This is a genomic window from Kocuria dechangensis (genome assembly GCF_014636775.1).
Classification (GTDB): Bacteria; Actinomycetota; Actinomycetes; order Actinomycetales; family Micrococcaceae; genus Kocuria; species Kocuria dechangensis.
Window position 1 is genome coordinate 207,145 of record NZ_BMEQ01000005.1, and the last position, 7,918, is coordinate 215,062.

Here is a 7,918-nt window from a genome sequence, read left to right on the forward strand (position 1 = left end):
GTTCTTGTTGTCGAGAGATGAATCGGGGAATCATGCCGGACGTCGACCACCGCCATCCCTGGACGGACCTGCCCGCCGACGTGGCGCCGGTCCTGCTGGCCCACCTGCCGGACGTGACCGAGGAGCTGCTCGACGGCGTCCGGCGCGACGTCCCCGTGTACGCCCGGCCCCTGGAGGGGGTGTTCGGCGAGGCGATCCGGCGCGGCGTGGACGTGGCCCTCACACGGTTCCTGCAGCTGCCGGGCACCCGCAGGCCCGCCCTGACCCCCGACGACCGGGGGGTCTACGTCCGGCTCGGGCGGGGCGAGCTGAGGGAGGGCCGGACGATGGACTCCCTGCTCGCCGCCTACCGCTCGGGCGCCCGCACCACCCTGCGCTCCCTGTCCGAGGTGGCCATGGGCGCGGGCTTCGACGCCAGGGTCCTCATCGCGCTGGGGGAGTCGGTGCTCGCCTACATCGAGGAGCTCTCCGCGGCCAGCGCGGAGGGCTACGCGGCGGAGCAGTCGGAGCGGGCGGGGGACCGGGACCGGCTGCGGGACACGGTCGCGGACATGCTCATCCGGGGGCACGGGGACGAGGAGGCGATGCGGGCCGCGGCGGCGGCCGCGGGCTGGGTCCTGCCGGAGCGGGTGGTGGTGGTGACCCTGCCGAGCGCGCGCCGGGAGGGGCTGCGGTCCAGGCTGGGCGAGCAGGCGCTGCTGACCCTGCGGCCGGGGGACACCGTGGCGGTCCTGCCCGAGCCCTCCTCCCCGTCGGCGCGCGAGGCGCTCGCCCGCCGGCTCGCCGGGCGGGCGGCCGTGATCGGCCCGGCCCGCCCCTGGTACGCCGCCCCCGACTCCCTCCGGCTCGCGGTCATGGCCCGGGACCTGCTGCGGGAGGAGGACCTCCGCGGCGGGACGGACGCCCAGGGCCCGCTGTGGGTCGCGGAGCACCTCGCGGACCTGCTGCTGCTCGCCGAGCACACGGTGCTGGAGGACCTGGCGGCGCGCCGGCTCGCGCCGCTGGAGGCCCTGCGGCCCGGGCCCCGGTCGCGGCTGCGGGCCACCCTGCTGTCCTGGCTCAAGCACCACGGGCAGCGCGCCGCGATGGCCGCCGAGCTGGACGTCCACGAGCAGACGGTGGGCTACCGGGTGAACCAGCTGCGGGAGGTCTTCGGGGAGGAGCTCAACGACCCGCAGGCCCGGTTCGAGCTCGAGCTCGTGCTCAGGGCGCAGGCCCTGGCCGGGCAGGACTGAGGACCCGGCGGCTCAGCCGGTGGTCCGGTACGACTCCCGCTCGCGGTCGTCCCACGCCCGCTGCTCCTCGACCGTGATCGCCCCGCCGCCCAGGTGCGCCGGCATCCACCACGCGCCCGGCTCGGGGGTCTCGGAGTAGGTCTCGATGCACTGCTCGATCCCGGCCTGCAGCTCGGCGCGCAGCCGTTCCGCCGCGGCGAGGACGTCGTCGTCGGGCGCCACGTGCAGGAGGGCGCCCACGTGGACGCGCACGGGGGTCCGCCACACGTCCCGCAGCCGGATCCCGCCGCGCCCGCGCGTGAGCATGCGGTGGCCGCCCCACACCGCCACGGGGATGATCGGCGCGCCGGTCGCGGCGGCCATCCGGACCGCCCCGGTCCGCAGGGTCCGCACCGTGAAGCTGCGGCTGACGCCCCCCTCCGGGAAGAGCGCGAGGAACTCCCCGCGGCGCAGCTTGGCGAGGGCCTCGGCGTACGCGGGGGCGCCGTTGGCGCGGTCGACGACGACGTGGTCGCACAGCTCGCAGACCGCCCTGACGAAGGCGCTGCCGGTGTGCTTGCGGGTGATGAGGAAGCGCGAGTGGGCCCGCAGCCGGCGCCAGACCACCAGCTGCGCGAACACGAAGTCGAGGTAGCCGAAGTGGGTCACCGCCACGACCGCCCCCGTGCCCGGCAGGACCTGCCGGTACCCGTGGCGCACCACCTGGCCGGCGGGCAGGTGCTCCTCGCCCGAGGCGATCAGGGGGACGCGGAAGGCCTTCACCGCGGCCAGGCCGGCGAGCACGATGGCGCGGTAGGCGTGCTCGTTGGGGCGCAGGTGCAGGCCCACGGCTCCTCCTCGGTTCGGGGGCCCGCGGGCGGGCCGTTCGTGCTCTGCCGAGAATCGTAGACCAGCGCGGGCCCGGCGGGTGAGCGCCACCCGAATGTGCGGTCAACCCCCATACCGGGCAGACCCCCCGCCTCGATACGCTGGCTGCACCGCGCCGATCCGGCGCCCGCCCGGCGACCCGCCGGCACCCGTCGCCCGACCAGGAGACCCCGATGTCCTACCTTCCTCCCGCCGCATCCCAGCCCCAGTACCGGGCCCAGGGCGACGACCGCACGATCGCGGTCCTCACCCACCTGTCCGGGCTGGTCGGCGCGCTGATCTCCGTGGGCTGGCTCGGGTTCGTGGGCCCGCTCGTGGTGTGGCTCGTCTACAAGGACCGGAACCCGTTCCTGCGCGCCACCTCGGCCGGGTCGTTCAACTTCAACCTGTCCATGTGGCTGCTCAACGTCGCCGCCTGGGTCTGCCTGTTCACCGTGATCCTGATCCCGGTGGCGATCGTCCTGTGGGCCGTGGCGGCGGTGCTGCTGATCGTCTGCCACGTCCTGGCCGTGGTGCGCGCCAACCGGGGCGAGGTCTACCGGTACCCCCTCCAGCTCCCGGTGCTCCAGTAGCCGGCCGGGGGCCGTCCTCCACAGCCCGGGCGGCACCCGGAGGACGGTCCCCGGACATCCCTCCGGAGGATGTCCGGGCGCTCCCGCTCCCGTAGCTTTCTGATCACCGCCGCGCCGGACCCCACCGGCCGGCGGACCAGGAAGTCCTCATCAGGAGCCAGGAGCGCGTCATGCACACCCTCACCACCCCCGCCGTCCCCTCCGCGACCACCCCCGCCGGCCCCCGGGCCGTCCGGGCCGCGGTCCCCGTCGCCGCCTGCGTCGCCGTCCTGGGCCTGCTGCTCGGCGGCTTCGCCGTCGCCTGGGTCGCCGGCTCGCTCGGCATCTCCACCGCCGCCGCCTCCCAGATCGTCACCGCCGTCCAGGTCGGCGGGCTCGCCCTGACCCTGGTGGGCGCGACCTTCGGCTTCGGCGTCGGCAGCGCCTTCGTCGCGACCGTGCGCTGGTACGTCCTGCGCAAGGGCACCAAGATGGCGATCGCCTGACCGGCCCTCCGACCGACCGCGCCGGAGGCCCGTCGTGCGCACCGTGTCCGCCCCGGCGTGGACACCCGCCGCCGCCCGGCTCCCGCCCGCCCTCCGATGGGCCGGGGCGACGGCCGCCGCGGTGTTCGTGGCGGGTCTCCTGGTCGGCTGGTCGAGCGTCTCCGAGGCGCCGGCGGCCCCGCCCGGGGCCTCCGCCGACGGCGTGCGGTGGACCCTCGGGACCATCCTCGCCCGCAACCTCGGGGCGGCCGCCCTGCTGTACAGCGGCGTGCTGACGGGCGGGCTGAGCTCCGGGGTATCCCTGGCGGTGCTGTCCGCCTACGTCGGGGCCACCGCGAAGGTCGGCGTCCTCACCGTCGGGGCGGGCGCCGTGCTCGGCTCCGCCGGCTGGTACGCCGGACCGGAGCTGCTCGGCTGCCTCGCCGCCGCCGCGGCCGGGCTCCTCCCCGTGAGCGCGGCCCTGCGTGCCCGGCGGTCCGGATCCGGCGGAGCCCCGGTGCGCCGCTACCTCGCCGCGCTGCCCGCCTCGCTCTGCCTCTTCGCCGCCGCGGTCGTGCTCCTGCTCGTCGCAGCCGGCCTCGAGGCGGCCCTCATCGCCCGTGCCTGAGCGGCTTGCGGCACGCCGCGCCCACCGGCTCGCCGCACGCCCCGCCCACCGAAAGGACCACGCCATGTCCCTCCGCGGCGTCCCCGCCCACCCCGCGCACCCCGCCCCCGGGGCGGCGGGCACGGACCCGGCGACCACGCCCCTCGTGCGGCGCACCGTCTACGCGCTGGGCCTCGGCCTGCTGCTGTGCCGGCTGCCCACGACCAGCGTGCAGATGCGCGAGCAGGCCGTCGGGACGCTCGCCGCGGAGACCGCTGAGCTCGACCCGGCCCTGGTCGGCCTGGCCGTGAACGTCGCGGTCCTCCTGGGCGTCCTGGTCTTCGCGGTGGTGCTGGCGCTCTACCTGTGGCTCGCGGGCGTCCTCGACCGGAAGCTGGTGCCCGAGGGCCTGGCCCTCGGCGTCCGGCAGCGGATCGGCCTCTGCACGCTGGTCGCCGGCGGGCTCACCGTCCTGTCGCAGCTGTACGCACTGTGGAGCGGGCACCTCGCCCGGGGTCCCGCCGAGGTCGCGCTCGTCGTCGCCTTCGCCCTCGTGGCCGCCCTGCTCTACCGGCGGCAGTGGGCCCGCCGGCCGCGCGGCAGAGGCCTCCTCGTCCCCGCCGTGGTTGTGGTCGTCGCGGTCCTGGTGACCGTGGTCTGAGCCCGCCCCCACCGCCCTGCCGATCCCCCGTCCCGAGGAGTCGCACCGTGTTCCCCTTCACCCTCAGCCAGAACCACGTCCGCGTCGGGCTCGGTGTCGTCACCGTCCTCTCCGCCGCCGCGCTCACCGCCGTCCTGCTGCGCGAGCAGGGGGCCGGGCCCGTGCCGCCGGGACTGTGGGCGGTCTTCGTGGCAGCCCTGGCGCTGCTCGGCGTCGTCGTGCCCCTGGTGACGCTGCTGACCCCGCTGTCCCGGCCCAGCTCGCTCGTGCCGGCCCTGGTGCTGCTCCTGGCCGGGCTCGTCCAGGCCACCTTCCTGAACGACCGGCTGGGCGGCTTCCCCGTGACGGTGCTGTGCGCCGTGGGTGTCCTGGTCTCCCTCGCCACCGGGATCGTGGTCCTCTTCAACGCCCTCGACCTGCGCCGCCGCGGGACCGCGGGGCGCAGCCGGCTGTCGTGACCGGCGCGGCGGTCCACGGCCGGAGCGCGGCCGGCGGCCCCTCCGCGCCCGGCCGGTGGCGGCGGACCCGGCTGCTCGCCGACCTGCGGATCGCGGACCTGCTCACCGCGCTCGGGACCTCCCTGTCGGTGACCGCGGCCCGCCGGATCGTCCTGGCCGCCGGCGCCGCCGGCGCGCTGTCGGCGTTCGCGGCGGGACTGCTCGCCGCGAGGGTCCTGGGAACGCTGGCCCCGGGTCTTCCCTCGGCGGAGCTCTTCGTGCTGCTGTGCGCCTGCGCCGGTGCTGGGCTGCTCGCGGCCGAGACCCTCGGCCGCTTCCGGAGCACCGTGAGCGGCCACCCGCAGCGCGACTTCTTCCGGGCGCTCGACGTCCCGCCCACGGCGGTCTTCATGGTCCACGTGCTCCCGCGGCTCACCGCCGCCACGGCGTCGTGGTGGCTCGCCGGGCTCGGCGTGCTCCTCGGCTCCGGGGGCGGGACGGGGGCGGCCGCGGCCGTGGGCGTGCTCGTCCTGCCCGTGGCCGTCGGGACGTGCACCGCAGCCGCCGCCCTGTGGGCCGCGGCCCACCCCGAGCGCGCTCGGCGCCGCCTCCCGGCCGTGGCCGCGGCGGTGGCGCTCCTGACGGGCGGGGCGGCCTTCGCCGCCGTCCGCCTGCTCGAGGACGTGCTGGGCTCCACCCGGGCGCTGGGCTCTGAGGGGCTGCTGGGCTCCGCCGGGGCACTGGGGGCCGAAGAGCTCCCCGGGACGCCGGGACCGGCGGTCGCGGCAGTCGTCCTGGCACTGGCCGGGGCGGCGGGCGCCGTCGCCGGGTGGCGGGCCCTCGGGAGCCGCCCCTGGAGCCCTCCGTCCCGCCCGGCGGGCGTCCGCCGGGTCCGGCTGCAGGGGCCGGCGGCTCTGCGGTTCGCCCGGGTGCTGAGCGCCCAGCGGGCCGGCGGATGGCGGCTGCGGGCCCAGCAGCGCGTCGTCCTCGCGGCGACCGCCGTCACGGCCGCCGCGGTGAGCGCGGGCGCAGCCGGGCCGCCGCTCCCGGCCCCGCTGGTCCTGCCGGCCCGGCCGGCGGTGCCGGAGGAGGTGTGGAACGCCTCCGCGGGACCGGCCACGGGCTTCGTCGCGCTGGCGGTGGGGCTGGCCCTCGCGGAGCTCGTCGGCGCCGACATCGGGTTCCTCCGCTACGGCCGGCAGCTGCGCACCGCCGTGGAGTCCGGGGCACCGGCCGCGTCGGTGGCCCTGGGGCACGCCGCCGCGCTGAGCGCGCCGGTGCTGCCCGTGGCCGTCCTGGTCGCCGTCGCCGCCGGCACGGTGACCGGCACCGCGTCCGCCGTCCCGGCGCTCGTGGTCCTCAGCGGGGTGTGGGCGGCCACGATCGCCGAGCACCTGCTGCCCCCGCCCCGCACGGCGGAGGGCACGGGCGGGGAGAGCCCGCTCACGGCGCTGCTCACCGTGGCCCTGGCCGCCGTGCCGGTGGTCCTCCCGATGTCCCTCCCGGCCACCGCCGCGTGGTGGGCGCCCCTGTCCGCCCTGGTCCTCGCCGGAGGTGCCCTGGCATGCCTGCACCGCGCCCTGACCCGCCGCTGATCGACGTCGAGCGCCTCAGCACCGGCTACGACGCCGCCCGGCCGGTCCACCACGGCCTCTCCCTGCGCGTCGACGGGCCGGGCCTGTACCTGCTGCAGGGCCCCAACGGGTCCGGCAAGTCCACCCTCGTCGAGACGCTCAGCGGCCACCTCCGCCCACTGGGCGGAACCGTCCAGCTCGCCGGGGTGGACGCGCGCTCCCCTCGGGCGCCCCGGGTCCGCCGCATCTGCCGGACGGAGCCCGCGCTCTACCCGACCCTGACGGCGCACGACCACATCGTGTTCGCCAGCGGGTGGGCCGGGGCGGATCCCGCCGAGGGCCTGCGCCGGGCCGTGCGCCACGGCCTGGGCCCGTGGCTGGACGAGCCCGCCGAGAGGCTCTCGACCGGCAACCGGCGCAAGCTGTGGACCATCGTGTGCACGTGCGGCGCCTTCGCCGTCGTCGTCCTGGACGAGCCGTTCAACGGGCTGGACCTCGCGTCGACCGCCGAGCTGTGCGCGGAGCTCGCAGAGTGGGCACGGCACCGCGCCGTCCTGGTGGTCGCCCACCGTCCCCCCGCCGAACTCGTGCCGACCGCGGTCGTGACCCTGCCGCCCGGGCCGGGAACCGGCCTCAGGGCACGGGGAGCGTGACGAGCCCCGTCCGGTAGGCCTTGATCACGACCTGCACCCGGTCGCGGACCTCCATCTTCGTGAGGATGTTGCGCAGGTGGGACTTCACGGTGGGCTCGGACAGGTGCAGCCGTGCCGCGATCTCCCGGTTGCTGTGCCCCTCGCACAGCAGCCCCACGACCGTCAGCTCCCGCTCGGAGAGCGTCCCGGCCAGCTCCGCCGCGGCGGACGGGAGGGGGCCCGGCCGGTCCGGCTCGGTGACCACGCTGCGGATGAGCGTGGCGGCGACCTGACGGGACAGGGCCGACTCCCCGGCGAGGACGGCGCGGATGGCGCCCACGATCTCGTGCGGCTCGGAGTCCTTGACCACGTAGCCGCCGGCCCCGGCCTTCAGCGCCGGGATCACCCAGTCCTCCGAGTGGAACGCGGTGACGGCGAGGACCCTGGTCTCGGGGAACTCCCGGATGATGGCACGGGTGGCCTCGACGCCGTTGAGCACCGGCATCTGCAGGTCCATCACCACGAGGTCCGGGCGCAGCGCCCGGCACTGGGCCACCGCGACCTTCCCGTCCTGGGCCTCGCCGACGACCTCGAGGTCGTCCTCCGCGTCGATGAACACGCGCAGGGCGCCCAGCATGAGCCGCTGGTCGTCGACGATGAGGATCTTGGCGGGGCGAGCGGCCGGGGGGTGCTGACTCATGGGACCACGATAGGCGGAGCGGTCCGTCCGGAGGCGCGGCGGCACGGGCCGCGCCGCCGGACCCGTCCTTCCGGAGGACCCCGACTCGTCCTTCCGGATGATCCCGGCCGCGGTGCGGGCCGCGACAATGGGACGGCGAGCACGCGCCGCGCGCCCCGCGATCCCCCCC

At 76.9% G+C, this 7,918-nt stretch carries 10 protein-coding genes; 8 read left to right on the forward strand and 2 right to left on the reverse strand.

Annotation, left to right across the window (positions count from 1 at the left end):
• The first annotated feature begins 32 nt into the window (after positions 1–32).
• Entirely contained in the window at positions 33–1,235 is a 1,203-nt protein-coding gene (locus IEW07_RS07280; protein WP_229741628.1) for a PucR family transcriptional regulator, read from the forward strand.
• 12 nt (positions 1,236–1,247) lie between these two features.
• Here IEW07_RS07280 and IEW07_RS07285 read toward each other — a convergent pair whose 3' ends face one another.
• Positions 1,248–2,063: a lysophospholipid acyltransferase family protein gene (locus IEW07_RS07285; RefSeq protein WP_188535734.1), complete on the reverse strand. Its 816-nt coding sequence runs from the start codon at positions 2,061–2,063 to the stop codon at positions 1,248–1,250.
• 212 nt (positions 2,064–2,275) lie between these two features.
• Here IEW07_RS07285 and IEW07_RS07290 point away from each other — a divergent pair, with 212 nt between their 5' ends.
• The 7 genes from IEW07_RS07290 to IEW07_RS07320 all read left to right on the forward strand — a co-directional run bounded on the left by IEW07_RS07290 (position 2,276) and on the right by IEW07_RS07320 (position 7,070).
• Positions 2,276–2,674, forward strand: a complete 399-nt coding sequence (locus IEW07_RS07290; RefSeq protein ID WP_188535736.1) for a DUF4870 domain-containing protein — start codon at positions 2,276–2,278, stop codon at positions 2,672–2,674.
• A gap of 170 nt (positions 2,675–2,844) precedes the next feature.
• Positions 2,845–3,159, forward strand: coding sequence for an uberolysin/carnocyclin family circular bacteriocin (locus IEW07_RS07295; RefSeq protein WP_229741629.1), 315 nt, complete (start codon positions 2,845–2,847; stop codon positions 3,157–3,159).
• 34 nt (positions 3,160–3,193) lie between these two features.
• On the forward strand, positions 3,194–3,766 hold the full coding sequence (locus IEW07_RS07300) for a hypothetical protein (protein ID WP_188535738.1): 573 nt from the start codon (positions 3,194–3,196) through the stop codon (positions 3,764–3,766).
• Between the two features lie 64 nt (positions 3,767–3,830).
• Complete coding sequence (locus IEW07_RS07305) at positions 3,831–4,406, forward strand: hypothetical protein (RefSeq protein WP_188535740.1); 576 nt, start codon at positions 3,831–3,833, stop codon at positions 4,404–4,406.
• A 47-nt stretch (positions 4,407–4,453) separates the two neighbouring features.
• Entirely contained in the window at positions 4,454–4,864 is a 411-nt protein-coding gene (locus IEW07_RS07310; protein ID WP_188535742.1) for a hypothetical protein, read from the forward strand.
• Positions 4,861–6,438 carry a hypothetical protein gene (locus IEW07_RS07315; RefSeq protein ID WP_188535744.1) on the forward strand — a complete coding sequence of 526 codons (1,578 nt, stop codon included), beginning with the start codon at positions 4,861–4,863 and terminating at the stop codon, positions 6,436–6,438. The genes IEW07_RS07310 and IEW07_RS07315 overlap by 4 nt, the downstream gene beginning before the upstream one ends.
• Positions 6,408–7,070: an ABC transporter ATP-binding protein gene (locus IEW07_RS07320; protein WP_188535746.1), complete on the forward strand. Its 663-nt coding sequence runs from the start codon at positions 6,408–6,410 to the stop codon at positions 7,068–7,070. The genes IEW07_RS07315 and IEW07_RS07320 overlap by 31 nt, the downstream gene beginning before the upstream one ends.
• Here IEW07_RS07320 and IEW07_RS07325 read toward each other — a convergent pair.
• Complete coding sequence (locus IEW07_RS07325; protein WP_188535747.1) at positions 7,051–7,749, reverse strand: response regulator; 699 nt, start codon at positions 7,747–7,749, stop codon at positions 7,051–7,053. The genes IEW07_RS07320 and IEW07_RS07325 overlap by 20 nt on opposite strands.
• Positions 7,750–7,918: the final 169 nt, after the last annotated feature.

Coding starts and splice junctions, on each gene's coding strand:
- IEW07_RS07320 (WP_188535746.1), top strand. CDS start 6,408: ATGCCTGCACCGCGCCCTGACCCGCCGCTGATCGACGTCGAGCGCCTC.
- IEW07_RS07295 (WP_229741629.1), top strand. CDS start 2,845: ATGCACACCCTCACCACCCCCGCCGTCCCCTCCGCGACCACCCCCGCC.
- IEW07_RS07325 (WP_188535747.1), bottom strand. CDS start 7,749: ATGAGTCAGCACCCCCCGGCCGCTCGCCCCGCCAAGATCCTCATCGTC.
- IEW07_RS07305 (WP_188535740.1), top strand. CDS start 3,831: ATGTCCCTCCGCGGCGTCCCCGCCCACCCCGCGCACCCCGCCCCCGGG.
- IEW07_RS07290 (WP_188535736.1), top strand. CDS start 2,276: ATGTCCTACCTTCCTCCCGCCGCATCCCAGCCCCAGTACCGGGCCCAG.
- IEW07_RS07280 (WP_229741628.1), top strand. CDS start 33: ATGCCGGACGTCGACCACCGCCATCCCTGGACGGACCTGCCCGCCGAC.